General features: G+C 72.7%; 24 protein-coding genes and 1 tRNA gene. 19 read left to right on the top strand and 6 right to left on the bottom strand.

Going from position 1 to position 24,575, the window contains the following annotated elements; genetic code table 11:
• Positions 1–81: 81 nt before the first annotated feature.
• The 3 genes from ACOJVX_RS00440 (at position 82) to ACOJVX_RS00430 (ending at position 2,209) form a co-directional block, all read left to right on the top strand.
• On the top strand, positions 82–705 hold the full coding sequence (locus tag ACOJVX_RS00440; protein WP_026417783.1) for a DJ-1/PfpI family protein: 624 nt from the start codon (positions 82–84) through the stop codon (positions 703–705).
• 220 nt (positions 706–925) lie between these two features.
• Positions 926–1,273 (top strand): rhodanese-like domain-containing protein, encoded by a 348-nt coding sequence (locus ACOJVX_RS00435; RefSeq protein WP_030104729.1) that lies wholly within the window; start codon positions 926–928, stop codon positions 1,271–1,273.
• Between the two features lie 42 nt (positions 1,274–1,315).
• Complete coding sequence (locus ACOJVX_RS00430; protein WP_051313531.1) at positions 1,316–2,209, top strand: DUF4328 domain-containing protein; 894 nt, start codon at positions 1,316–1,318, stop codon at positions 2,207–2,209.
• 43 nt (positions 2,210–2,252) lie between these two features.
• Here ACOJVX_RS00430 and ACOJVX_RS00425 read toward each other — a convergent pair whose 3' ends face one another.
• Positions 2,253–3,116, bottom strand: coding sequence for a DNA-formamidopyrimidine glycosylase family protein (locus ACOJVX_RS00425; RefSeq protein ID WP_026417786.1), 864 nt, complete (start codon positions 3,114–3,116; stop codon positions 2,253–2,255).
• An 86-nt stretch (positions 3,117–3,202) separates the two neighbouring features.
• Entirely contained in the window at positions 3,203–3,640 is a 438-nt protein-coding gene (locus ACOJVX_RS00420) for a hypothetical protein (protein ID WP_026417787.1), read from the bottom strand.
• 167 nt (positions 3,641–3,807) lie between these two features.
• Here ACOJVX_RS00420 and ACOJVX_RS00415 point away from each other — a divergent pair, with 167 nt between their 5' ends.
• Together ACOJVX_RS00415 and ACOJVX_RS00410 are read left to right on the top strand one after the other, a co-directional pair.
• Positions 3,808–4,218: a PPOX class F420-dependent oxidoreductase gene (locus ACOJVX_RS00415; RefSeq protein ID WP_026417788.1), complete on the top strand. Its 411-nt coding sequence runs from the start codon at positions 3,808–3,810 to the stop codon at positions 4,216–4,218.
• A gap of 142 nt (positions 4,219–4,360) precedes the next feature.
• Positions 4,361–4,433: transfer RNA gene (locus tag ACOJVX_RS00410), tRNA-Gly, on the top strand.
• Between the two features lie 63 nt (positions 4,434–4,496).
• Here ACOJVX_RS00410 and ACOJVX_RS00405 read toward each other — a convergent pair.
• Entirely contained in the window at positions 4,497–4,835 is a 339-nt protein-coding gene (locus ACOJVX_RS00405) for a hypothetical protein (RefSeq protein WP_026417789.1), read from the bottom strand.
• Between the two features lie 329 nt (positions 4,836–5,164).
• Here ACOJVX_RS00405 and ACOJVX_RS00400 point away from each other — a divergent pair, with 329 nt between their 5' ends.
• The 4 genes from ACOJVX_RS00400 (at position 5,165) to ACOJVX_RS00385 (ending at position 9,982) form a co-directional block, all read left to right on the top strand.
• Positions 5,165–6,805 carry an acyltransferase family protein gene (locus ACOJVX_RS00400; protein ID WP_422647154.1) on the top strand — a complete coding sequence of 547 codons (1,641 nt, stop codon included), beginning with the start codon at positions 5,165–5,167 and terminating at the stop codon, positions 6,803–6,805.
• 54 nt (positions 6,806–6,859) lie between these two features.
• Positions 6,860–8,170 carry an acyltransferase family protein gene (locus tag ACOJVX_RS00395; RefSeq protein ID WP_026417791.1) on the top strand — a complete coding sequence of 437 codons (1,311 nt, stop codon included), beginning with the start codon at positions 6,860–6,862 and terminating at the stop codon, positions 8,168–8,170.
• A 440-nt stretch (positions 8,171–8,610) separates the two neighbouring features.
• Positions 8,611–8,934, top strand: coding sequence for a hypothetical protein (locus tag ACOJVX_RS00390; protein WP_026417792.1), 324 nt, complete (start codon positions 8,611–8,613; stop codon positions 8,932–8,934).
• Between the two features lie 328 nt (positions 8,935–9,262).
• Positions 9,263–9,982 carry an alpha/beta fold hydrolase gene (locus ACOJVX_RS00385; protein WP_026417793.1) on the top strand — a complete coding sequence of 240 codons (720 nt, stop codon included), beginning with the start codon at positions 9,263–9,265 and terminating at the stop codon, positions 9,980–9,982.
• 85 nt (positions 9,983–10,067) lie between these two features.
• Here the strand turns inward: ACOJVX_RS00385 and ACOJVX_RS00380 are convergent, their stop codons facing one another.
• The gene (locus tag ACOJVX_RS00380) at positions 10,068–10,781 is read right to left on the bottom strand and encodes a class I SAM-dependent methyltransferase (protein WP_418155747.1); all 714 of its coding nucleotides are present in this window, start codon (positions 10,779–10,781) and stop codon (positions 10,068–10,070) included.
• Between the two features lie 204 nt (positions 10,782–10,985).
• Between ACOJVX_RS00380 and ACOJVX_RS00375 the strand changes: the two genes are divergently transcribed.
• The 3 genes from ACOJVX_RS00375 (at position 10,986) to ACOJVX_RS00365 (ending at position 14,079) form a co-directional block, all read left to right on the top strand.
• A complete protein-coding gene (locus tag ACOJVX_RS00375) occupies positions 10,986–12,626 on the top strand; it encodes a nucleotidyl transferase AbiEii/AbiGii toxin family protein (protein WP_155886042.1) in 1,641 nt (546 codons plus the stop codon).
• Between the two features lie 253 nt (positions 12,627–12,879).
• Entirely contained in the window at positions 12,880–13,596 is a 717-nt protein-coding gene (locus tag ACOJVX_RS00370; protein WP_030104733.1) for an SGNH/GDSL hydrolase family protein, read from the top strand.
• Between the two features lie 192 nt (positions 13,597–13,788).
• Complete coding sequence (locus ACOJVX_RS00365; protein ID WP_026417796.1) at positions 13,789–14,079, top strand: DUF4287 domain-containing protein; 291 nt, start codon at positions 13,789–13,791, stop codon at positions 14,077–14,079.
• A gap of 217 nt (positions 14,080–14,296) precedes the next feature.
• Here the strand turns inward: ACOJVX_RS00365 and ACOJVX_RS00360 are convergent, their stop codons facing one another.
• Positions 14,297–14,947 (bottom strand): TetR/AcrR family transcriptional regulator, encoded by a 651-nt coding sequence (locus ACOJVX_RS00360; protein WP_026417797.1) that lies wholly within the window; start codon positions 14,945–14,947, stop codon positions 14,297–14,299.
• Positions 14,948–15,023: 76 nt separating this feature from the next.
• On the opposite strand from ACOJVX_RS00360, the gene ACOJVX_RS00355 reads away from it, so the two are divergent.
• Positions 15,024–15,860 carry an alpha/beta fold hydrolase gene (locus ACOJVX_RS00355; RefSeq protein WP_422647153.1) on the top strand — a complete coding sequence of 279 codons (837 nt, stop codon included), beginning with the start codon at positions 15,024–15,026 and terminating at the stop codon, positions 15,858–15,860.
• A gap of 335 nt (positions 15,861–16,195) precedes the next feature.
• On the opposite strand, the gene msrA is transcribed toward ACOJVX_RS00355, so the two are convergent.
• Entirely contained in the window at positions 16,196–16,864 is a 669-nt protein-coding gene (gene msrA / locus ACOJVX_RS00350) for a peptide-methionine (S)-S-oxide reductase MsrA (RefSeq protein WP_418155751.1), read from the bottom strand.
• A gap of 79 nt (positions 16,865–16,943) precedes the next feature.
• On the opposite strand from msrA, the gene ACOJVX_RS00345 reads away from it, so the two are divergent.
• From ACOJVX_RS00345 to ACOJVX_RS00320, 6 genes are all read left to right on the top strand, one after another.
• Entirely contained in the window at positions 16,944–17,720 is a 777-nt protein-coding gene (locus tag ACOJVX_RS00345) for a hypothetical protein (protein ID WP_337662221.1), read from the top strand.
• Complete coding sequence (locus tag ACOJVX_RS00340) at positions 17,720–18,814, top strand: hypothetical protein (protein WP_026417800.1); 1,095 nt, start codon at positions 17,720–17,722, stop codon at positions 18,812–18,814. The genes ACOJVX_RS00345 and ACOJVX_RS00340 overlap by 1 nt, the downstream gene beginning before the upstream one ends.
• Positions 18,811–19,935 (top strand): acyltransferase family protein, encoded by a 1,125-nt coding sequence (locus ACOJVX_RS00335; protein WP_418155752.1) that lies wholly within the window; start codon positions 18,811–18,813, stop codon positions 19,933–19,935. Before ACOJVX_RS00340 ends, ACOJVX_RS00335 begins: the two co-directional genes overlap by 4 nt.
• A 126-nt stretch (positions 19,936–20,061) precedes the next feature.
• Entirely contained in the window at positions 20,062–21,105 is a 1,044-nt protein-coding gene (locus ACOJVX_RS00330) for a hypothetical protein (RefSeq protein ID WP_026417802.1), read from the top strand.
• Between the two features lie 99 nt (positions 21,106–21,204).
• Entirely contained in the window at positions 21,205–22,998 is a 1,794-nt protein-coding gene (locus tag ACOJVX_RS00325; RefSeq protein ID WP_422647152.1) for a hypothetical protein, read from the top strand.
• Positions 22,999–23,238: 240 nt separating this feature from the next.
• Positions 23,239–24,558 carry an HPr family phosphocarrier protein gene (locus tag ACOJVX_RS00320; protein ID WP_026417804.1) on the top strand — a complete coding sequence of 440 codons (1,320 nt, stop codon included), beginning with the start codon at positions 23,239–23,241 and terminating at the stop codon, positions 24,556–24,558.
• Positions 24,559–24,575: the final 17 nt, after the last annotated feature.

Here is a 24,575-nt window from a genome sequence, read left to right as displayed (position 1 = left end):
GAACGTCCCGGCGCGCTCGGACCGGCCGGACACCACGACCCCGCCCGCCTCCGTCCGGGGGCGACAACGAGAGGAGACACCATGCGCGCGGCCTTCGTGCTGTACGAGAACATGACCGCACTGGACCTGATCGGCCCGTACGAGGTGCTGGCCGGCCACCCCGAACTGACCACGCACTTCGTCGCCGAGCGGACCGGCCCCGTCGCCTGCGACTCGGGGGCGGTCCTGCACGCGGACACCACCCTGGCCGAGCTGCCCGATCCGGACGTGATCGTCGTGCCCGGCAGCGGCCACTGGCGACCCGCCCTGGAGAACGACGCCCTCATCGCCTGGCTCGCCGCCGCGCACCCCACGGCGCGGTGGACGACCTCGGTGTGCACCGGCTCCACCCTCCTCGCCGCCGCCGGGCTGCTCACCGGCCGTCCCGCCACCACCCACTGGGCGGTCCGAGGCACCCTGGCCGAGCTGGGCGCCGAGGTCGTCACCGACCGGGTCGTCGTCGACGGGAACACCATCACGGCCGCCGGGGTCTCGGCCGGCATCGACATGGGGCTCCTGCTCGCGAGGGAGCTGTGGGGTGGTCGGATGGCCGACACCATCCAGCTGGCCATCGAGTACGCGCCCGAGACGCCAGGGGACGCCGGCTCACCGGAGACGGCGGACCCGGACCTCGTCACCACCGTCCGCGCGCTGATCAACCGCTGACCGGGCCCACCCAGGGCGCGGGGCCGACCGAGTGGACGCCGCACCAGCTCCACGCGCGCGGCCTGGTGGGCGCCCAGCCCACCGGGAGCTCCCGGTGACCACCCGCGAGATCGCCCGGTTGGCCACGTACCTGGCCGAGAACGGGTGATGAGCCCCGGGCCGCGCCGGTGCCGCACCCGCCCACACACCGGGGGCAGCACCGGCGTGGCAGCATCGAGGGGTGCACCCACACCAGGTACCCAGCATCGCCGTGACCGAGGTCCGGGAACGGCTGACCGACGGCGTGACCCTCCTCGACGTCCGCGAACGGGACGAGTGGGAGGCGGGTCACGCGCCCGACGCCCTCCACATCCCGCTCGGGGAGCTCGCCGGCCGCCTCGACGAACTCCCCGAGAACGACGAGATCCTCGTGGTCTGCCGCAGCGGTGGCCGTTCCGCCAGGGCCACCTCGTTCCTGAACGGCAACGGATGGGACGCGTTCAACGTGGACACCGGCATGAAGGGCTGGGCCGCCACCGGCAACCCGATGGTGTCCGAGCGGGCCGGCACCGAACCGTCCGTGCTCTGAACGCACCAGGGCGCGGAACACCACGAGCGGGAGGATCGAGCGATGGCTGGTGACACGCGGTTCGACGGGCTCGACTCGCCCACCCTCCCGCACGTGGCGCGACCGGGCCGGGCCGCGCCCCGGTACACCGGGCCCCCTTCCTACCCGGCGACTCCGCGGTGGGGTTTCCCCCTCGTGGCGTGGCGCACGCCCAGCGCCCTGCCCTTCACCCCTCCCCCACCGGTGGATCCGGCGAGCCGGCAGCACTGGCTCGCCGGATTCTCGATGCGCTGCCTCTCCCTGACCGCCCTGCTGGCCCTGCTGGCCGCCGGCGCCGAGGGCTGGCGGTACGCGCTCCTGGTGAGCAGCCGGGACGCGGGCGTGGCCGCGGACTCGGTCCGCCTCTCCGACGCCCTCGTGTACACGGCCTCGGCGCTGCTGCTGGTCGCGGCCGCGCTCTCCGCCACCAGCTGCCTGCTCTGGCTGTCGCGGGCCAGGGCGGCGGCGGAGGAGAACGCCGGGGTCCGGTCGTCCCGCCCCGCCTGGCACGTGTTCGCGGGTGTGCTCGTGCCCGGGGTGAACCTCGTGCTCCCCGGCATGTTGCTCGCGGAGCTGGAACACACGGCGGCCGAGCGCCCCCCGGACCGTCGGCCGCGCCCCTCGGGGCTCGTGCGCGCCTGGTGGTCGGCCTGGGTGGTGAACCTGCTGCTGGCCCTGCTCGCCGTGCTGTGGGGCTTCCGGGAGGGGCTCCAGGCCGCGGCGGACGGCGTGGTGCTGCACGCCGTGCTCAACCTCTCGGCGTGCGTCGTGGCCGTCATGACGATCCTCGTGATCCGCACGCTCTCGGCGCAGCTGAGCCCGGCGGACGGCGCCGTCGGGACCCGGATGGTCTTCGTCCGGGGCGCCGCCGGGACCGGACCGGCGAGGCGGGCCCGTCCCGCCGACAGCGCCCGCTGAACGGGAACCCCACCACCCGGGCACCCCGGGGGTCGGGCGTCACTCAACGCAGCAGGCGGGACAGCCGGCGGTCCGCCAGCGGCCGGCCCCCGGTCTGGCAGGTCGGGCAGTACTGCAACGAACGGTCGCTGTAGGAGACCTCGCGGATCTGGTCGCCGCACACCGGGCAGGGCAGGCCCGTCCGTCCGTGCACCCGCATGCCGGCGCGCTTCTCGCCCTTGAGCCGGGCCACCTCCTGCCCCTCGGTGCGCCGCACCGCGTCGGCCAGCACCTCCCGCATCGACCGGCTCAGCCGGGCCACCTCGTCGCCGGACAGCCGGCCCGCCACGGCGAACGGGGACAGCCGCGCGCGGTGCAGGATCTCGTCCGAGTAGGCGTTGCCGATCCCGGCCAGCAGCGACTGCCTGGTCAGCACGGTCTTGACGCGTTCGGTGCGACCGGCCAGGAGTTCGGTGAGCTCCTCCTCTCCGAGGTCCAGGGCATCCGGTCCCAGCGTGGCGATCCCCGGCACCTCGAGCGGATCGGTCACGATCCACACCGCGAGGCCCTTCCTGGTGCCCGCCTCGGTGAGGTCGAAACCCGGCCCCTCCCCCGGGTTCCCGAGGTGCGCCCGGAGGGCCAGCGGACCGCGACCGGGCCGGGGCGGCGCCGCCGGCAGCACGTCCTGCCACCGCAGCCAGCCCGCCCTGGCCAGGTGCGCGACCAGGCTCAGCCCCGAGCAGCGCACGTCGAGGAACTTCCCGTGCCGGTCCACCCCGCTGACCTCACGTCCGACGAGCGCGGACCAGGTCGGTTCGACGGTCTTGAGGACCGTGGGGGAGGCGACGTCGACCCGCCGCACGGTGCGGCCGACCGCGTGCTGGCGGAGGTGGTGGGCGATCGCCTCGACCTCGGGTAGCTCGGGCACGCACCCCAGTGTGCGGCGTTCCGCCGAGGGCGTCCTGTCGAACGTCCGACCGACGGGGGCGACGGGGGGCCGCCCCCGTCGCCGTCCTAGTCGACCGGTTGGAGGGGTCCGTCCCCGCTTGGCTGCGAGTAGACCTCGATGTTGCGCGCGGTCGTCGCCGCGTCCTGGCGGACCTGAACGACACCCCGGACGACGCCCACCCAACGCTCCGGCGGGTGCTCCTCGTCGTCGCCGTCGGTCTCCGCCATCAACGTCCAGGGCCGGCGCAGCAGCCACCGGGCGGGGAAGAACACCAGCACGAGCACCAGGCCCAGCAACAGCCACGCCGGGGTCACCACGGCCTCGGGGCGCCACAGGAAGAGCATCACCACGAAGAGCACGAGGAACGAGGAGATGACGACACCCGGGGTGTTCCCCCCGCTGACGTCGTGCTCGAACTCGTCGAGCTGGAGTGGATGACGCCACTCCATCTGGCCGGAGACCTTCCACTTCCGACCGTCGGCACCACGTACCTCGCGCTCCATCCGACCTCCAGGTCTCCCACGCCCCGGCCGTCCCGGGCTCGACTACCGAGCGTGCGTCCACGGTACCGCGCCGCGCCCACCGTTCGGGGGCTTCGGGCGGGCGGATTCCCTCTCCCCGGTGTGGCATGCCGCGCGTGCGCCGGGTGCGGCTGCCAGGATCACCGACCATGGAGCTCGCCACCGCGATGGAGACCGTCCGCCGGCAGCACCGGGCAGTGCTGGCCACCCGCCGTTCGGACGGCTCACCCCAGATGTCACCCGTGATGACCTCGGTCGACGACCGGGGGCGCGTCCTCGTCAGCACCAGGGCGACCGCGTTCAAGGTGCGCAACATCGAGCGGGATCCGACGGTCTGGTTGTGCGTGCTGCCGGACGAGTTCTTCGGGGACTGGCTCCAGCTGCGCGGCCGCTGCGAGGTCATCACCCTGCCCGCGGCGATGGACCTGTTGGAGTCGTACTACCGGTCCGTCGCCGGGGAGCACCCGGACTGGGACGAGTACCGCCGGGCGATGGAGAAGGAACAGCGGGTCATCCTGCGGGTCACCCCGGACCAGGCCGGCCCCGACCGCAGCGGCTGACCGCCCGGGACAGGGCCGGGCGGCCTGCCCCCGTGTTCCCCGGGCCGCCGTCCGGTCCGTCCTCGGCATGGTCTACAGTTGGCGACGCGCGGGCCGATCCGGTCGGCCGGCGAACCTCGCGGGTGCCCCCGGGACCCGTGATGCGGACGTAGCGCAGTTGGTAGCGCATCACCTTGCCAAGGTGAGGGTCGCGGGTTCGAGTCCCGTCGTCCGCTCCCCGCACGAGCCCCCGGTCCACGGCCGGGGGCTCGTCCGCGTTCCCGGCTCGGCCCGAGGGATCAGCCCCCGTCGAGGACGAGCCACCCGGCGGCCACGACGAGCCCGGTGGCGGCCGCCAGTCCCCCGTACCGGCCCGGCCGGGGCGTCCCCGGGAACAGCCACAGGCAGGCCACCACGACCTGACCGACGAGCAGCGCCATCAACACCGCGCTCCCGAACTGGACCGCGCGCTCGGCGAGCAGCGGCCCCACGCCGCCCGGCGCGCCGAGCAGGAAGAGGAAGGGAGCGGCGGCCACCAACGCGGCCAACGCCGTCCCGCCGCCCACGGCGAGCACCCAGAACCCGGCCGCGCGGTGCGTGCTGGCGGTACCCAGCCGGTGGGAGGAGCGGGAGGACATGACGGCACCCTACGGCCCGCCCTGGAGACGCCCCGGGCCCACCGCCGGAGCCCGGACGACCCCCGGCGAGATCACGGGGCGCGGCGCTCACCGACGCGGCGCGACCGCCACCCGGGAGGGGCGGTCGCGGTGTTCGAAGTACATCGTCGCGAGTACCGCCAACGTTATCGTCCGCTCCGCACCACTTCGGTAACATCGCGCCGCGACGCACGACGGGAAGTCCCGTCCGGCGCCCCGGTCGATCGTCGGTCCATCGCGGACGACGGCCCGCCGGCCATCCACCCGGGGCGCACCGGTGGCTCGCCCGCACGGGGCAGGAAGGGGACAACATGGCCGCTCCCGCCGTCGCGGTCCCCGAGACGACCTCGCCCCGGCCCGAGCGCCGCTACCTGTACGGCCTGGACGCGCTCCGCATCCTCGCGGCCCTGTTCATCATCTACCGGCACGTCGGCGAGTGGCTCTGGGCCAACGACCTCCGATGGCCGGTGGACGCGTGGCTGGGGGACGCCTTCCGGGAGCCGCTCCGGCTGAACACGTTCTTCGGGTTCGTGGGCCTGAGCACGTTGTTCCTGATCAGCGGCCTGGTCGTCACGTACGTGACGGACAGGGAGCGACCGGTCCAGTTCCTGCTGCGGCGGGCGGCGAGACTGCTGCCGGCGTTCTGGGTGGCGGTCTGCGTCGCCTGGGTCCTCGTGGCGTTCGGGCTGGTCGCGGCGTTGGGCGACGCCGAAGCGGACCTGAACTCGCTGCTCGGTTCCCTGACGCTGGCCAACTTCTTCCTGTCCGAGCAGCGGATCGTGCTGGGGGTGACGTGGACGCTGACGGTGCAGCTCACCTTCTTCGTCTACGTGGGTCTGACCCTGCCGTGGGGGCGGCGCTGGCCGTGGCTGCCTCCCGCGGTGGCCGCGACGGCGCTGTCGGTGGCCCTCTCCGTGGTCAACACCATCGACGGCATCCCCGCCTACCACCTGCGGACCATCCTCACCTACCTGCCGGTGCTGTTCGTCGGGCAGCTGGTGTCGCTGGTGCGGTCGGGGCGGCTCGGGGCAGGGGTGGGTGTGGCCCTGGGCGCGGCGCACTTCCTGCTCTTCGTGCGCGCGGGCCTCACCAGCGAACTCATCCCGGAGGGCGAGGGGCACGTCCGCACCCTGGTCATCACCACCCTGGTCGTGGTGCTCCTGCTGTCCGCCGACGGCAGACTGGTCCGCTCCCGGTTGGTCGGTGCCGTGGCCCGACGCACCTACGCCCTCTACCTGATCCACGTACCCGTCGGCTTCGCCGTCCTCGGTCTCCTCGCCCCGCGGGCGCACCTGGCGGTGGCGCTGCCGGCCGCCCTGGTCGCGATGGGCGCGGCGGCGGAGCTGCTGCACCGGTGCGTGGAGATGCCCTGCCACCGCTGGTACCGGGCGTGGGAACGACGTCGCGGCGCGGGTGGCGTCCCCCCGCCGCCCGGTGGCACGGTCGACGCGCCGAGCGCCGTCGTGGGCACCGCGAACGACATCCCACCCGCCGGGGCCCCGCGCCAGGATGAACCGGGGGCGGCCGCCGGCCCCGGCGAGGACGACCAGCACCCCCGGGACGGGGGCGCGGCCGGCGATGACCCCGGCGAGCCGACCGACACCACCCCGGACCGGACCGTGGACGTCACCAGCCCGGCGCCCGGCTCGACCGAGACCGAGGACCGGGCGTCCGACCGGGAGGCCGGCACGGCCGGCTCCCCGGACGACGGGGGTGGACGCGCTGACGCGGCGGTGCCCCCGTGCGATGGGACCGACGTCCCCGCTGGTGAGGACGGCGATGCCAGCCGTCCCGCCCCCGAGAGCGGTTCCGGGGGGAGCGGGAGCGACGACCCGGCCCCGGCCGAACACCAGCCCCCACCCGCCGGCGCGGCGGTCGCCGGTGCCCTGGATCCCCTCGACGCGACGTCCCCGCCGTCGGGGGCTCCGAACGCCTCCGGAGAGGGGCGGTGACCGCACGGTGACGGATACGGTGGCACGGCGACGGGCGCACGCCTCCTTCCGGACGTGGCGTTCGTCGAGGAGTCCCTGACGGTGGCGGAGACAGGAGGCAGCGGAGTGGGCGCCCCGGACGCAGGACGGCCGTCGTCGCCTGGTGGCGCGCCCGCGAGGCAGTACCTCTACGGGCTCGACGTTCTCCGGGTCATCGCGGCGCTCTTCATCGTCTACCGCCACTTCGTGCAGTGGACCGGTTTCGAGGGGCACCCGCTGGGTTTCCGCGACGCGGTGAACGACCTGGTCGTGGCGCCGCTCCGGCTGAACCCGCATCTGGGCATGGTCGGGCTGTTGTCCCTCTTCCTCATCAGCGGGCTGGTCATCACCTACGTGACCGGCTCGGAACGTCCCGGGCAGTTCCTGCTGCGCCGGTCCTTCCGGTTGTTGCCCGCGTTCTGGGTCGCCGTGCTCGTGATGTGGTGCCTCGTGGGGTTGGGGGTGTCGCAGGGAGCGCGGGCGGACACCCCGGCGGACCTCAATTCACTGCTCGGTTCGCTGACGCTGGCCAACTTCTTCCTGACCGAGCAGAAAATCGTGCTCAGCGTCACGTGGACGTTGACGATCCAGTTCGGTTTCTACCTGTTCATCGCCGCGACCATCCCGCTCGCACGGACGAGGCCCTGGTTGCCGCCGGCGGTCGCGGCCGTTCTCGTGGGGGTGGGGCTGCTCCTCACCCCCGTGGTGGAGACGGACACCCTCAGCCAGGTTCGGACGGTGCTCACCTACCTGCCCGTGCTGTTCATCGGGCAACTCATCTCACTGGTGCGTTCCGGCCGCCTCGGTCCTGTCGTCGGCACCGCGCTCGGGACGGCGCACTACCTGCTGTTCGTGGGTGCCGGTCTGGGGCATGACACGCTGCCGGACGGGCCGTCCAGCGAGCGCACCTTGTTGATCATGGTTCTGGTCACGGTCCTCCTGCTCCGGGCTCGCGGGGGCCTGGCCAGGGCCCGCCCGGTCTCGGTGCTCGCGAAACGCACCTACGCCGTCTACCTCGCCCACATCCCGGCGGGTTTTCCCATCCTGCGCTGGGTGACGGCCGAGACGAACGCCCTGCTGGGAGTCCTGTGCGCCGTGTTGGCCACGGCGGTGGCGGCCGAGGCGCTGTACCGGTTCGTCGAGATGCCGGTGCACCGTTGGTACCGGCGCCGCGAACGAGCACGACGTGCCCCCACCCCGTCGGTGGCTCCGGGCTCGGACCACGGGGAGCGGCCGTCCGCCGAGGACGCTCGAGTGGTTCGGGACGTCGTCACCGAGGGCCCGGCGCCGGGTGGGAGGACTGACGTACGGGCCGATACCCGGCGGGACGACCCGGTCGCGGACTGAGCGAGCGGGGGACGTCCACCCCAGTGACACCTCGATCACTCAAATGGGGTAGAAACTCGGAAATACTTTGAAAAAGAGGGGGCCGGTTTAGGCAATTCTGTCGTTGCCCGGAGCGCGTGGTGGCGCTTTGCTGGACCTTCCCAGACATGGGAATCGATAGTTGAAACTCTCTCAAGTTTAACACTTTGAGGTGAAGTAGCCACAAGTGAGGCCAACACGGGCTCCGAGAGCGCCAGAATTTTTCGCATGAAAATTTCAGCATCCCCGACCACCCGGTCGGCATCGGATGGTGAAGAGCACGGAACCTCGGACGCGTTGGCTGCTTCCAAGAGTGGTCGGCCCCGGCGCACGCCGGCCGTCCAATGACCGACAACCTCCCGTCGGGGCCCCCCGCGGAAGGTCCACTCCCAGCCGCTACTTCGGGGAAGCGGGGTCCGCGAATGATCCACTACCAGGCGCCGGAACACGTCCTGGTGCCACGTCGCCTCACCGGTCCGCCCCCGGCGGCCGCACCGGACGGTCCAGCTCCCGTCCCCCGTCGCGCCGCCGACCTGGAATACGAGCGGGCCGGCCGCCTGACTGAGGGGGAGTCGGTGTGGCCCGGCGTCTTCCGCCGGCAGCTGCACCGGGTCGACGGACCGCAGAACCGGGTGCGCATGGGCGACGCCTACCTCGTCCTGTCCGCCTGCGGGGCGCTCGCCCTCCCGTCGGTGGGAGGTCAGCCAGCCGGATACGCGTTGTGCTCCCGGTGTTTCCCCCGTTGAGACCTCCACCCGGACCCACCCGCCTCCGACCCGCCGCCCACCGCGAGGCGCGTCCCCCGAGGTAGCGGGCGAGCCGCCCGGCTCCCCGGCTGGCCGGGGACGACGCCGTCCCACCGCCTGTGTCACCAACCACTGTCCCGCCGTTCGCACGCGTAGCGCACCTACAGTCGCACTGGGTCCCGACGGTCCTCGTCGGTGACCCGCCGTGGCGGCGGCGTGCGCTGCCTCTCGTCAACCCGGTCCCCAGGTTGTCCGGAACCACCACGGCACTGATCAGGATCGGAGCCCGGCGGCGTGCGCCCGACGGCGCTGGGAGGGAGCGGACGCGGTGCGCCAGAGCATCGACCTGGGCGACGGGACCACGCTCGGCTACCGACGGGGCGGCGTTCCCGGCGGACCGGCCGTCGTGGTGCACCACGGCCTGCCACGTCATGACCGGACCGTGGAGTCCTGGCTCGCCCGCGCGGAACGGCACGGCCTCGACCTCGTCGTACCGGACCGCCCGGGCCACGGACTGTCCTCGCCGGCACGGTGGCGCTCGCCGCTGGACGTGTGCGCGCCGCTCGACGTCCTCGCCGAACGCCTGGACCTCGGGCGCTTCGACGTGGTCGGCGTCGCGGTCGGCGCCCCGTACGCCTACGCGACCTCGGTGGGCCTGGCGAGGAGGACCCGCCGGCTCGCCGTGCTGGCCGGAATCCCGTTCCCTCCCACCCCCGGGGACGGTGGCCAGCGCGGTCCGGACGAGGCGGCCGACCCCTCCCACCAGCCCACGACCTCGGACGGCGTCAGCCCGCCCTCCGGGGAACCGCTCGGCGTGGACCAGGACCGCCGGCTCGTCGGCGGGAACTGGGGCTTCTCCGCCGACCAGGTGCGCCACCCGGTGTGCCTCTGGCACTGGCGGGAGGACGACGAGGTGCCCTTCCCCTCGGCGACCGCGAGTTGGGCGCTGCTCCCCCACGCCGAGCTGCGGGTGCGACCCGGGGCCGGCGATCCCACCGACCCGGACGCCGAGGACGAGCTGTTCGACCTGCTCACCGAAGGCAGGTGAGCGGGCGGCCCCCGCGCCCGTCCACCTCGTGCCCGGCCAGGCCCGGCCGGCACCCGCCAGCCGTCCGCGCCGGCCGCGGCGTCCCTCACACCGAGCGCGCGCGGAGCCACAGGTGCCAGGGGACCTGGCGGTCCCGGTCGTTGGTCACCCAGTCCGGATCGGGCTCGCGCAGCGCCTCGAGGAGCAGGCCCGCGTCCTCCAGCGCCCGCGTGTAGTCCTCCAACGGCCGGTACCAGCCGTTCCAGACCATGCGGCTGCCGTCGAGCACCTGCTCCACCTCGAACCGCTCCCGCGTGAAGTACGAGCGGGCCATGACCCGGGGTGCGCGCGGGTCACCGGAGGCTGGCCGGGTCACGTTGACGACCGGGTGCGTGATGGACACGCAGAGACGCCCCGCCGGGCGGAGCACTCGCGCGACCTCCACCACGGTGCCCGCCAGGTCCTCGACGTCCATCAGCACGTTGTGGGCGACGACCACGTCGAAGGTCCGGTCGGCGAAGGGCAACGCGGTGCCCTCGGCCACCACGTACGCACCGCCGGGATCGGCCTCCCGCGCGGCGCCCACCAGCGTGGGTGACGTGTCGACGCCGTGCACCCGATGGCCGCGTGCCCGCAGGTCACGGCTGATCCGCCCCTCACCGCAGCCCAGGTCCAGCGTGGCCGCTCCTGGCGCGGGAACCAGCGCCATGAAGCGCTCCCGCAGGTGCCACCAGGAATCGAAGCCAGGTCTGCGCGCCCAGGCGATCCAGTTCCGCGCCTGTTCCTCCCACGCCCGCGCGAGGCGTCCGGTGTCCGCCACGACCCCAGGGTAGGTACGGCGGGCCACACGGCCAGTCGGACGGCCGAGGCAGGCCACCTCCTACTCCGTTCGGCGTCTCCCGCTCCACCGAACGCGAGACGAACTCACAACCGGCCGGCACCCGCCGGGAGGGTCGCACCGGGCGGGCATGATTCAGGGCGCGAGCGGAGGCCAACCCGGCCTCCACGGATGCGGGGAGCGTTGGTGCCGGACTTCCGCGGTGACTTCGAGACTCACCTGACCCTGCGGGCGGACTCGGACCCCGGGCGGCTGGCGGCCTGGGCACGGGCGCACGACCTGAAGTTCACCCACATCCTGCTGTCCCAGGGGAGGACGGCGTCCCAGCCGATGCTCACCTACCCCGGCTGCGGATCACTCACCGAACAACGCGCCTCGGCGCGGACCTGGACGGACCGGCTGGCCCGGGACGGGTACGAGGTGGTGCGGGTCAAGATCGAGGCCGCCCCGTGGAACGCCGACGTACCCCTCACCGAGGAGGACGCCGCCACCCTGCCCACCCACTGCCACTTCGAACACCACGTGAAGCTGCTCCTGCCGGACGAGGAGACCGTCCGACTGGTCACGAAGGTGGCCGCCGAGCACCGGGCCCGGGTGTCCAGGAACGCCCGCCGCCCAGCCACCGGGGGCGGCCACGAACGGTTCGTCACCCAACGCTGCTACAAGGTCGGCCGCCAGACCGCCAGGGCGCGCCTGGACATGCTCCTGGACGGCCTCGGCGCCACCGGCTGCCCGGTGCTCGACGTCGAGGAGGAGTTCGTCGTCGTCGACGACAACCCCGCCGTCGACGACGGGTGGTTCGAGCGGAGCTACCACCAGATGGCGTCCTCCTGGCGGCTCTTCCAGGGCGTCCCGCTCGCCAGGGACGAGTTCACCGACGGCGTGCCCCCGACCCCGGCCAGGGGCACCGCCCGGTTCCCCGCCACCTACCTGCCCGTGACCCACGGAACCGGCGCCACCCAGGCCCCCATCTTCGACCCCGCGCTCAAGCAGTACGACCGGGCCTTCCGCGCCGGTGAGCCCGCCTTCACCGACGCGCTCACCGGACAACGCTGGTTCCACACCCGGCGACTGGTCATGGACCACCTGTTGCGGGTCGTCAGCCGGTCCAGCTGGGCCGAACACCTCCTGCTCCGGGGGAGCAGGCTGCTCAAGGCCTGGCTGCCGGAGGCGAGGGAACCCGGCGACCTCGACTTCGTCGTGTTCCCCCACAAGATCAACCCGACCAGCCCGTGGGCCGAGAGCTTCTTCGACCAGTTCGTCACCGCCGTCGCCGCGGCACCCATCCTGGACCGGACGATCCGCCTCGACACCGACGACGTCGCCGTGGATCCCATCTGGACCTACGAACGCGCTGAGGGCCGCCGGCTCGTCATCCCGTGGCGTGCGCCGGGGCTGCCCTCGGGCAGCGTGCAGCTCGACTTCGTGTTCAACGAGGAGCTCCGCGACCGCCCGGTGATCACGCGCCTCGCCCCCTTCGACGGTGACGCGCCCATCCCACTGGCCACGGCCAGCCCCGGGCTCTCGCTCGCCTGGAAGATCCTCTGGCTCGCGAGCGACTCCTACCCGCAGGGCAAGGACCTCTACGACGCCGTCCTGCTCGCCGAGACGTACCCGCTGCGGCTGGACCTGCTCCGCCGGGTCCTCCGCCCGGAGCTGGAGCGGGGCGCCGACGACTTCGACGCCTCCGCGATCCTGGCGTTGGAGGTGGACTGGGCGGAGTTCGTGGCCGAGTACCCCACCATCGTCGGGGACGCCGACCTGTGGCTGCGCCGCCTCGCCGAAGCCCTGGCACCCACGTTCCGCCCGCGAACGGTGGCCAGGTGAACGGCGCGGCGCTCCGGCTCCGACGAAGCGTCCGGGCGCGGTCGGTGGCCGGTGCCGCCCTCGAACCCCGGGTCGAACGCCGTGTCGAGCGAGGACGCCCTTGCCTTCGACAGCGGCGCGTTGTTTGACTCGGATGCGGACATGACGACGTTGTCCTCCCCACCGCTGGCCCACCCGCCGGGTGACGGGCCGCGCGGCTCCGCCGCCACCCGTCGACGTCGTCCCCGGCCTCGGAGCAGCGGAAGTGGTGACCATGTCGACGAGGACACGTTCCCCCCTCACCGCCGTGCTGGCCCTGGTGCTCACGGTGCTGGTCGGCTCGCCGGCGGCCGGTGCCGCCCCACCGGTCCTCCACGCCGAGCCGACCCGGGTCATGGCGCTCGGCGACTCGATCACGGGCTCCCCGGGCTGCTGGCGGGCCCTGTTGTGGCGTGACCTCCAGGAATCCGGTCACCAGGACGTGGACTTCGTGGGCACGCGTGCCCCGCAGGGCTGCGGGTTCCCGTACGACGGCGAGCACGAGGGTCACGGTGGCGCTCTCGTCACCGAGGTCGCCAGGCAGAACGCGCTCCCCGGTTGGCTGGCCGCCACCGGCCCCGATGTCGTCCTCATGCACTTCGGCACCAACGACGTGTGGAGCTCCCGCTCCACCGAGGAGATCCTCGGCGCCTACGACGTCCTCCTCGGCCAGATGCGGACGGCGAACCCGGAGATCCGGCTGGTCGTCGCCCAGATCCTGCCGATGGACGCGCCGAACTGCCCCGAGTGCGCCCAGCGGGTGGTGGACCTGAACGCCTCCGTCCCGGCGTGGGCTGCCGACCGGAGCACAGCGGACTCGCCGGTGCTGGTCGCCGACCACTGGACCGGTTTCGACACGGACCTCCACACCTACGACGGTGTGCACCCCAACGCGGACGGGGACCGGCGGATGGCCGACACCTGGTACGCGGCTCTGACCCCACTGCTCTGAGCCCGGGGCGGCGGAGCCCCTCAGGGCGGTGATGGCGCGGTCCCAACTCGCTCGGTCACGGCGCGGCGATCGCCAGCGGACACGACCGCCAGGTCGCGCACTCGACATTGTCGGTACCGAACAGTACCGTACTTTCGTTACCGCGACCACGAGCACCGGTCCGGTCGACGACACCCGGACCAGGAGGAACACATGTCCTTTCAGGCCTACCTCGACACCATCGAGCGCAAGACGGGGCTCACGCCACGGCAACTACTCGACATCGCGCGATCCAAGGGCTACGACGACCCCTCGGTGAAGGCGGGCGTGATCCTCGACTGGCTCCGCACCGACTACGGCCTGGGACGCGGCCACGGCATGGCGCTGGTGCACGTCATCAGGAAGGGACCCCGGATCGACGCGAAGCACGTCGGAACCACGGGGTCGCACCGGGACGAGTCGGAGATCCTCTGGCTGGACGGCAGGGAGACCCGACCCTCCTGAGCGTCGCGCCCACTCCGCCACCACTCGGACACCGCGGCCAGGGGGACTCCACCACGCACGACGACTGGGGCGGGGAGCCCCGACCAGCGCGGACACCGGCTCGGCCGAGACCGGCCGAGCCGGGCCCAGCGGGCGGGCGCTCCTCCACGAACCGGTCCCGCCGGCGCGGAGTGGGCCGCCCCCTCCCCGGAGCCTCCCCAACCTCCTCGTCGACGGCTCAGCCGACCACCGCGTCACGTCGGTAGGCGCGGAGGAAGGCCTCGACACCGGCGTCGAGGGCCGGCGCCAGCTCCGCTTCGGAGACCGGCCTGGTCGCGGCGGCGAACATCGTCTGGTTGCTGGGGATCCAGAGCAGCATCCCCGCGAAGTGGTTCGCCGCCAGCACCGGCTCCGGCACATCCAGCAGACCACGGACGTCGAGCACGGAGAGGCAACGACCCACGGCGTCGAGCATCGGGAGGAAACCCCGTTCCCAGTAGAGGAGCCCGAGCTGGGGGAACCGGGTCGCCTCGGCGATGACCAGGCGCCGGAGCTGTTGGACACGGGGGTTCATGATCGAACGGGCGAACCGCTCAGCCAGCGCCCGCACCGCCTCCTCGGCGGTGCCCACCTCGGCCATGCGCTCCACGAGCGGCAGGAACGGGTTGTGGACCCGGTCGCACTCGGCGCGGATCAGCGCGGTGAACACACCCTCCTTGTCCCCGAAGGCCTTGTACAGCGTCTGTTTCGAGACCGACGCGGCGGCGGCGAGCTGGTCCGTCGAGGTTCCCACGTAGCCGTTGGCGACGAAGGCCTCGAGCGCGCGCTCGAGCATGAGTTCGCGCTTGGCCTCGCTCCTCGACCCCTCGGCGGACACCGACTCAGCCATGTTGACCTCCAGAGTACTGAACAGTACTGTACTGACGCCAGAGTACCGATCGGTACTCACGTCGATGAGGAGCATAGTGACCACTCACACCGTGACGAGCGCCGATGGAACCCGCATCGCCTTCAGCGCGACCGGACCCGCCGACGCGCCCGTCGTCATCAGCGTGGACGGGGCGACGATGTTCCGGGCGATGGACTTCAGCGGCGGCGAGGTCGGCCGGCAGCTGGGCCACGCCTTCCGCTTCGTCACCTACGACAGGCGGGGACGAGGCGAGAGCGGGGACACCCCTCCCTACGCGGTCGAGCGGGAGATCGAGGACATCGCCGCCCTGATCGACCACCTCGGAGGACGCGCTTCCCTGTTCGGGGTCTCCTCCGGCGCGGTGCTGGCCCTCCGAGCCGTCAAGGCGGGTCTCCCGGTCGACGCCCTCGCCTGCTACGAGCCACCCTTCGTCGTCTCCTCCGACCGCGAGCCGGTCGCACCCGACTACGTCGAACGCCTGGACCGCGCGGTGGCCGACGGCCGCCCGGGTGACGCGGTCCGGCTGCTCATGACCGAGGCGGCCCTGACACCGGCGTCGGTCGTGGACAGCATGGTCGAGCAGCCGTTCTGGCCAGCGCTGGAAGGAATCGGTCACACGGTCGCCTACGACGGCCGCATCATGGGCGACACAATGCGGGGACGGCCGGAGGCGCTCGACGTCTTCCGCGACGTCGAAACCCCCACCCTCGTCCTCCGCGGCGGAGCCAGCGACACCTGGATGGCGAAGGCCATGGAGGAGTTGGCGGAACGGCTCCCCAACGCCACGGTGGAGCTGCTGCCCGGCCAGACCCACCAGGTCGACCCGAGCGAACTCGCCGCCGCCCTCCTCCGGTACCTCTCGTCGGCGCTCACCGACCCGACGCCTGCGTGACGGAGGAGCCGGTGCTCCGTCCGAGCAGGCGTGGTGACGCCGCGAGATGAGGGCTTCGCCCCGGGCGGCGGCCAGGCCCCGGGGCGGTGAGCACGGGGGTGGGGCTTGGCACTCACCCCCGTGGAGGGCTGTGGCGGGCGGCGGATCAGGACGTCGGCGTCCCGCCGGCCGCGCTGCCTCCACCCGAACCCGCGGCCAGCCCACCGACCGACCGCCCGTCAGCGCCCCGGGTGGTCCACCATCCCGCCCCCGCTCCTCGGAGGTCGGTCACGGCCTGACCGGCGCGACCCGGCTCCACCGCGTCGGGAGAGCCCTCACCTGGTAGGGCGCTCGTCTCAGGCGTCGCCGGTGGCCAGGCCGACCGGGCAGCTCACCCCGGTGCCGCCGATACCGCAGTAGCCGTTCGGGTTCTTCCCCTCGGACAGGTACTGCTGGTGGTAGGTCTCCGCGTAGTAGAAGTCCCGCAGCGGTTCGATCTCCGTGGTGATGGTGCCGTGGCCCGCCTGGGAGAGCGCGCGCTGGTACTCGTCCCTGCTGGCCAGCGCCTCGGCCCGCTGCGCGTCACCGGTGGTGTACACGGCCGACCGGTACTGGGTGCCCACGTCGTTGCCCTGCCGCATTCCCTGCGTCGGGTCGTGCCCCTCCCAGAAGACCCGCAGCAGCTCGGCGTAGGACACCTCGGCCGGGTCGAACACCACCAGCACCGCCTCGGTGTGCCCGGTGAGCCCGGAGCACACCTCCTCGTAGGTGGGGTTGGGGGTGCTGCCGCCCGCGTAGCCGACCGCCGTCGACCACACCCCGGGGGTGCGCCAGAAGGTGCGCTCCGCTCCCCAGAAGCAGCCCACGCCGAACACGGCCGTCGCCATCCCCGCCGGGAACGGCGGGATGATGCGCCGTTCCGGCCACACCGCGTGCCACTCGTGCACCGCCATCGCCTCCGCCCGCCCGGGCAGGGCGGACGCGGCGTCGACCGGGGTGCTCACACGCTGACCGAACCACGTCATAGCGCCCACTGTACGGACGGCGTCGCACCGGAACCAGGGACCGGCTGCGCGGAGGACCGGCCATCTTGCAGTATCAGGGGTGATGATGCCACCAGCGCCAGGCGCCGGTCCCCGAACACCGCCGCCGCCACCCGGCAGTCCCGTCGAGCCGCCGCGGGGCCGGCCACCTCGGCTGCCCGCGCCGACGCCGCCGGACCCGCCGCGCCGCCGGCCGGGGTGGATCGGGCAGGCCGTCACCCTCACGGCACTGGCCGTGGTGGCCGCCGCCGCGATCCTGGTGTGGGGGTGGGGAGCCGACCCCGCGGTGGAGGAGGCGAAGGAACGCATCCCCCAGCCCGTCGACCTCGACCCGCGCCGTCCCGAAGCTCTCCTGGAACCCACCCCGATGACCGAGCCCGAGGGTGAGGTCCTCGTGGAGCAGCGGCTGACGGAGGCCGAGCTGGACGACAACACCGTGCTGCCGCCCGAGGAGTTCGACCTCCTCGTGGAGGGTGGCCTGGTCCAGGCGGACTTCCACATCACGCGGGACCCGGAGACCGACACCACCACCGGGTTGTCCCTGTTCACCGTGAGCACCGAGCACGACCCGGCGGACCTGCTCGCGGAGATCACCGGCCTCTACCGGGGAGCCGGCTACCGGTCGACCCCCGCCGAGCACGACAATGTGCGACTCCAGGTGCTCGACGATCCGGCGATCACCGAGCAGGTCACCTACCGGGCCCACTACCTGGTCGGCCACCGCGTCGTCCGGGTCGAGGCCTACGGCACGGACCGGACCGCCGTCGCGGACCGGTTCACGACGTTGTTGGACCGACAGTGCCAGGACTTCCCCGCCGACGACCCCCAGGCTGGCTGATGGCGATGAACCAGACCAACACCCCGACGCCGCCCACCCCGGTGGCACCACCGCCAGCCGGTGCCGGCGTCACCTCGCCGATCGTGGTGGTGCGCGCGGCCGCCACGGTCCTCGTCGTGTACGGGTTCCTCGTGGGGTTGTGGACGTCCCGCAGCGGTGAGTCCCTCTGGCTGGTCGACACCGTCCGCGAGTGGCTGAACCGGCCGCTGGGCATCGGGGAGGACTTCGGGGTCCTCGGCGTCATGCTGCTCCTGCTCGCCTTCGGCTACCAGGCGGCCGGGATGTCCGCCGCGGAGCGGTCCCCGGGGCGGCTCGGGCTGGCCGCGCTCCGCCTCTACCTGCCGGTGGCGGTCGCGGTGGTGTTGGCGGCCGCGGCGCTGCTGGTCGGCGCGACGGTGTGGGTGGCACCGGATGCCGGGGAGGTCAGCGTCGCCGACTACCTCGGCAACCTGGTGTGGGCCCCCCACCTGGTCGGGGACGCGATCCGGCTGGTCCCGCTCGCCTGGGTGCCGCTGCTGGCCATCCTGGCCCTCGCCATGGCCGCCGCGTCGGCGCCGCTGCGGGCCGGGGCGCACTGGGTGCCGCTGGGCTGTCAGCTCGCCGCCACCGGTCTGCTGGTCTGGCTGGGTCTCGCGGTGCCCGAGCTGGCGAGGCTCGGCGTGGTGGCCAGCTTCCTCCCCCTGGTCATCCTCGGCCAGATCGTCTGGAGCTGCCGCGACAACGGCATGCCGACCTGGGTGGGGGTCCTGCTCGGCACGGGTTGCTGGGCGGTGGTGGCCCTGGCCGAACCGGCCTACCCGGAACTCGACAACTGGTGGTACCCGCTGACCACGGTGTTCGCCGTGCTGTTCTTCCTGGTCGCCGTGCAGTGCGCCGGCCCGGTCTCCCAGGCCGTGGCGAGATCCGCCCCCGCCCGCTGGCTGTCCTCCCGCAGCGAGTGGTTGTTGGTGTTGCTCGGCGTCGTCGGGTTCGCCGCCACCGACCTCCTCACCGCTGCCCTGCCCCCGGCCGTGGCGTTGCCGTTGGCCGTGGCCCTGCTGTGCGGAGCCGCCGAGCTGTGCCACCTGGTGACCAGAGCCCGGCGCGCAGGGTGAACGCGCTCGATGCCCCCACCCTGCCGATCAGGGTTCCGGGCAGGCTGGACTACCTGCACGGTTTCGACCTGATGCGGGTGGTGGCCGCCGTCCTGGTCGCGTACGGGCACATCGCCGGTTGGCTCGCCGCCTACGACCACGACTGGAACGTGCGGGGTTTCCTCGACACGACCGTCGTCGAACCGCTCCGGCTGAACAACCTGATGGGTTTCACCGGCGTCGGCACGTTCCTGGTGATCAGCGGGTTCGTCATCACCTACGTGGCGACGAAGGAAACCCCGGGGCAGTTCCTGCTGCGCCGGGCCTTCCGGCTCCTGCCAGCCCTGTGGCTGACCGTCACCCTCGCCTGGCTGCTGTACCAGACCAGCTGGGTCCTGCACCGGCCCGAACTGTCCCTGGGCGACCTGTGGGCGAACCTGTTCCTCGTCAACTTCTTCGACGGCCAGTGGTTCACCCTGGTCGCCGTGGCCTGGACCCTCCTCGTCCAGTTCGCCTTCTACCTCTTCGTCGCCGCCACCATCCCCCTCGGCCGACGGCACCCGTGGTTACCGCCGGCCCTCGCGGTCACCGCGGTGTCGGTGCTGCTGTCCCTGGTGAACACGACGGACAACCTGGCCACCGCCCAGCTGCGCACGGTCATCACGTTTCTGCCGGTCGTTTTCCTCGGCCAGTTGGTGTCACTCGTCAGAAGCGGCCTGCTCCCCGTTGTGCTCGGCACGGTTTTCGGGATTCTGCAATTCCTGCTGTTTGTTCGCGCCGGTTTGACCAACGAGGGAATTCCCGCAGGTGAGGCCCACGCCCGAACCCTGGTGCTCGTGGTGGTCATCACAGTGCTGATGATGGGGGCCAGGGGACGACTCGTCCGGTCGTCCTGGATAGCCACTGCCGCCAAGCGAACCTATTCAGTATTCTTGACCCACATTCCGGTGGCCTACACGCTCCTCGGCCTGCTCACACCGAGAACCAGCCTGTTCGTGGCCCTGGCGGTGACCGTGGCGGCGGTCGTCGTCGTGTCCGAACTGGTCTACCGCCTGGTCGAGGTTCCCGTGTACCGCTGGTACCGGCGGCGCGAACGCTTCGGACGGGCGCGAGCCGCGGTGCCGGAGCGAACCGGAACCTGACAACACGAGACGCCTGGCCCGGGCGGGTACCCTTTGCGACGCTGGCGGGGCAGCGCGGCGCCCAGGGCGCACAACCGAAACCGCGGCAGCCGGTGACCTCCGGCCCCGGAGCGAGGAGACGCTGGGATGACCTGGCAAGAACAGTTACAGCAGCTCGACGCGGCGTTGGCCGGCGGGCAGATCAGCGCCGAGGAGCACCGCAGGCAACGGGACGAGATCCTGGCGTCGGCGTCCAGCCCGCAGGCCGGCGGGTGGACCCCCGGGGCGTTCTCCGCCAACAGCCCCCACTCGCCGATCGAACAGGCCTTCCCCTCGGGGCGGAACTTCCCCCAGCAGAACTCCGCGCAGGCCCTGGCCAACGACACCGAACGCACCCAGGTGGTGCCGGCGGTCACCGCCGGCGGACCTCCCCCGCAGGGGGCGAACGGCGCTCCCCCGTGGGGCGGCGACCAGAACTTCCCACCGCCTCCCGGTCAGGGCTGGTACTCGGGCCCGGAGTCCTTCGACGGGGCCAAGTCGTCCTCGGGCGGCGGGAAGGGCAAGCTGGTCGCGATCATCGCCGCCGCCGTCATCGGACTGGCCGCCGTCGGGGCCGGCGTGTGGTGGTTCGTCCTCCGCGACACCGGCGCGACCGCCAGCGAGTCGGAGAACCCGGGCGGTGACCAGCAGGACGCGCCGCCGGCGACGCCCCCCGAGTTCGGCCCCGACATCCTGCCCACCCTCCCGGGCGGTCCCGACGGGAACAGCGGACTGCTCACCCCGCAGCAGGGCGTGGACCTGGGCCTGTACGGGGAGACGACGCTGGGTTCGCTCACCGAGAACGGCACCGAGCAGCTGGTGTACTCGGGCAGCAACGACGCGGGCACCTCCCACACCGTGCTGGCCTTCGAGACCGCCGGGCCGGACGGGGCCACCGCGGTCGCCGACGCCCTCGTCGACGTCCAGGCCATCCAGGAGATGGAGGTCGTCACCCTCGACGGCATCCCCGAGTCGGTCACGATCATGCGTTCCAACACCGACGGCCTCGACGTGTACCGCGCTGTCTACACCTCCGGTGACCTGACCATCCGCGTCGGAGGCGCCCGGCAGGGCGAGGAGGACGAACTGGTCCTGGTGACCGAGTTCCAGAACACCCTGAACTCGGTGCTGGACGCACTGCCCGTCGACTGACGGCACGGGCCGGCGGTCGCGTCGTCGACCGCCGGCCCGCCCGCTCCGCTTCCCGGCTGCCCGCGCTGAGGCCGCGAGCCGCCCCCCGGAAAGGCGACGATGCCCGCACGTTCCGCCAGCCCCACCAGCGACACCGCCACGCACGGGACCGCGTCCGAGGACCAGACGCGACCGGTGGCGCGGCAACCGGGCGGAGGACCACGCGCCGCCGTGATCGCGTTGCTTGTCCTGGCCGCCCTGCCCGTCCTGTTCATCCTCGTCGAGGTGTTCCGCGCCCCGCCCATGCACTACGGGGACTACTGGACGATCCTGTCGAAGGTCATCGACGGCACGGGGGCCCTGGCCCCAGCCGGCCTGTTCGAGCTGTACAACCAGCACCCGATCGTGGTGACCGGCCTGCTGTTCTACGTGGACGCCGTCCTGTTCGGTGGTTCCAACCAGCTGGTGGGCGTGCTGAACGTCGTCGCGTCGGTGGCGATGTTGGGTGCCCTGTGGACGATGTTGCCCCGGCGCCTCCCCGCGACGCTGCGCGCCGGGTTGTTGGCGACGTTCTCGCTGCTGCTCTTCTCCCCCGCGATCCTCGAGTTCTACGCGATGTCCATGAGCGGGGCCCACTGGCTGTCGGGTTTCGCGCCGGCCGTCCTGGCGCTGGCCGCGGCGCACCGGGGCCGTACCGTCGCCGCGGTCCTGTTGGCGTTGCTCGGCTCCCTCGGGCACGGCGCGGCGTTCCCCGTGTGGCTGGCCATCGCACTGGTGGCGTGGCTGCGGCGGGACGCGGCCTGGCGGATCTGGACCCCGCTGGTGGCGCTGGGCGCGGTGGTCGTGGCGTTCCTCACCATGCCCGGTGGATCCTCGGTGCCCCCGGCCGACGCCCCCGCCATCGACGTGTACCTGATGTTGATCAGCGCGACGATGGGGCAGATCTTCGCGATCCAGTCCGTGGACCTGGCCACGCTCGCCGGCCTCGCCGGGCTGGTCGGGGTCGCCGTCTCGGTCACCGTGGTGGTCCGGGCCCGGTTGGCCGCCGCGCCCCCCACGGCCAGCGGTGAGGTCACCACCGGGACGCCGGGTCGGCGGGCGGCCGAGTCCGCCGGTTGGGTGGGCCTGGCCCTGCACGCCGCGCTGGTCGCCGCGATGGTCGGCAGCAGCCGGGTCAGCCTGGGTGTCGACATCGGCCAGTCGGCCCGCTACGCGATCATCCCGGCCCTGACCTGGATCGCCCTCGTCACCCTGTTCGTCCTCCTCCGCCCGCGCGTCCCCGTCCCCAGGGCCGTCGCGCTCGCCACCGCGCTCGGGGTCGTCGCCTTCGTCGCGGGCAGCACCCAGGGCCAGAAGGTCCGCAACGAGCTGCGCGCGGTTCCGCTGCTCGCCGTGGCGGCGCAGGTGGGCGCGCACGAGACGCTGGTCGGGCTCAAGATGAACCCCGACGACGTTCCCGCGTTCGCGGCGACCGGGGCCTACCCGTTCCACGACGGGTTCACCCTGGGCTGCGGGGGCCCGGAGCTGGGGGACCGCGTCGACCTGGCTTCGGTCCGGGAACTGGCCCACCCCGAAGACGACACCGAGACCGCCGGCTACCTGGAGACCGGCCCCGTCGAGGGGGACGCGGAGATCTCCGGGTGGGCGCTGGTGGACGGCGTCCGCGCCGACTGCGTCCTCGTCGTGGACACCTCGGGCACCGTCATCGGCGGCGGCATGACGGGTCTCAACCGCCCGGACCTGGTGGACAACCTGCCCACCTCGGAGCCCGGCGCCGGGTTCCAGGCGGTGGCCGCCGCCGGCCTGCTGGAGGGGAGGGTGCTCGTCGCCCGCGGCGGCTCCCTGTACGAGGTGGTGGCGGGCACCGACGACGAGGCGGACGTCGACGGGGCCGGCGGGACGCCCGGGGGCTAGGGGAGCGCGGACACATGCCAAGCTGGTGAAGAGTGGTCGGCGCGGGTTCCCCGTGCACTACTCTGCAATGGTTCTCGATCTGGGTTCGATCACGACGACGTTCACGCTGTTGGCGGGCACGGGCCGGTCCCCGCCCACCGCGTGCTGTACCTGATTCGCGGGATACCCGGACGCGCCCCGAGGTGCCTCCGGTCCCGGCGGTCAGGCGGACGGAAAGCAGGCACAGGGGAGGCACGGCGGATGTCCTTGCAAGAGGATCTGCAACAACTGGACACGGCACTCGCCGCTGGCCACATCTCCGCTGACGAGTACCGGGCCCGCCGCGACAACCTGTTGAAGGGCGCCGGCGGCCAGGCGCAGCACGGTGGGTCCGCGCCGAACACCCCGGGTCAGGGCCAGCCGGCGGCGGCCCAGGGCGGCGACGGCAACCCGTTCCCACCGCCGTTCCGGTGGGGGGACAACAACACCGGCGGCGAGCACACCCAGGTGGTGCGGTCCGGGCAACAGCCAGTGCCGGGCGGCCAGAACGGTGGCGCGGCTGGCGGCGACAACGGCAGCGAGAGCACCCAGGTGTTCCGGCCGGGGCAGCTGGCGCCGCCCTCGGACCCGGACAGCACCCAGGTCGTGCCCGGCGGAGCCAAGCCCGGCGGTTCACCGGACAGCACCCAGGTGGTGCGCAACCCGGCGGGTGCCCACAACCCGGACCAGACCCAGATCGTCCGGGGCCACCAGGGCCCGCCGGGAATGCCGCCACCCCAGTGGGCGGGACAGCAGGCGACGCCACCGTGGGCCAGCGGCGACCTGCCACCCGAGTTCGGCTCCCCCTCGGTGTGGACCCAGGGCGGTGTCGAGCCCGACTTCTCCGCCGAACCGAAGGAGTCCGGCAAGGGACGGATCATCGGCATCGTCGCGGCGGTCGTCGTCCTCGCCGCCGCGGTGGGCGCGCTGATCTACTTCCTCGGCTTCGGCTCCCAGCAACAGGCGGGACCGAGCGAGAACGAGCAGCCGAACCCGCCGGTGGTCGCCAGCAGCGAGCCGCCCCCCACCCCGTCCTCCCCTCCGCCCCCACCGAGGGTCGCCCCGGAGGGTCCGCTGGCCGACTACGTGGAACTCCCCGGTGAGGAGGTCATCGCCAAGGCCGAGCTGCCCATCCAGGAGGCGATCGACCGCAACCTCCCGGACGGTGCCGAGGCTCAGCTGCTCGCCGACAACGGCGGCACCTCGGTGCTCGGGCTGGTCCGCAAGCACAACGAGACCGAGTTGATCCGGGGCATCTGGGCCTTCCAGGCCGACGGCAACGCCGGGGAACTCCTCGACGCCGTCGACCAGTTCTACGGCCAGGCCGGGCACAACGAGTTCGGCGACCTGCCCAACGGCGTGCGTGGCCGCTACCTGTCGCCCCCCGAGGACGCGGAGAACCCGATCCACACCTTCCGGGCCCACTACGTCGCCGGCGGCGCCGTGATCCGCGTCGAGGCGTTCGGTCCCGACGAGGAGGCGGCCCGGGAGGCGTTCCTCGCCCTGTTGCGGGAGCAGACGACCGAACACGCTCCGGAGTGACCACCCCTGCCCGTCGG

It is taken from the genome of Actinoalloteichus caeruleus (assembly GCF_049311605.1).
GTDB classification, from domain to species: domain Bacteria; phylum Actinomycetota; class Actinomycetes; order Mycobacteriales; family Pseudonocardiaceae; genus Actinoalloteichus_B; species Actinoalloteichus_B caeruleus.
The sequence above is the reverse complement of the archived record's forward strand: the minus strand, read 5'-3'. Positions and strand labels throughout refer to the sequence as shown.